Origin of the sequence: Aquitalea sp. ASV11 (assembly GCF_016429185.1) — a bacterium.
GTDB lineage: Bacteria > Pseudomonadota > Gammaproteobacteria > Burkholderiales > Chromobacteriaceae > Aquitalea > Aquitalea pelogenes.
On the sequence record NZ_JAELUD010000300.1, the window covers coordinates 1 to 296 of the forward strand.

At 73.6% G+C, this 296-nt stretch carries 2 protein-coding genes; both read left to right on the forward strand.

The genetic code is table 11. The features are described from left to right. On the forward strand, positions 1–195 hold a 195-nt coding region (locus JHD62_RS22250), incomplete at its 5' end, for a hypothetical protein (protein ID WP_199104688.1). 22 nt (positions 196–217) lie between these two features. Then, positions 218–292 carry a hypothetical protein gene (locus JHD62_RS23175; protein ID WP_370541116.1) on the forward strand — a complete coding sequence of 25 codons (75 nt, stop codon included), beginning with the start codon at positions 218–220 and terminating at the stop codon, positions 290–292. Positions 293–296 lie beyond the last annotated feature (4 nt).

A 296-nucleotide genomic window follows, 5' to 3' on the forward strand; every position in this document is an offset into this window, starting at 1 on the left:
CCCCCCCCCCCCCCCCCCCCCCCCCCCCCCCCCCCCCCCCCCCCCCCCCCCCCCCCCCCCCCCCCCCCCCCCCCCCCCCCCCCCCCCCCCCCCCCCCCCCCCCCCCCCCCCCCCCCCCCCCCCACACATCTTACTGTTCGTCGGCAGCGTCAGATGTGTATAAGAGACAGGCCTGGGGCTGGCCCTGTCATCTGACATCATCAAGTCCTATGGCGGCATGCTGACTGCCGACAATCACCCGGATGGCGGGGCGGTATTCACCATCACGCTCAGACAGAACAAGCAGGAGTAAGACA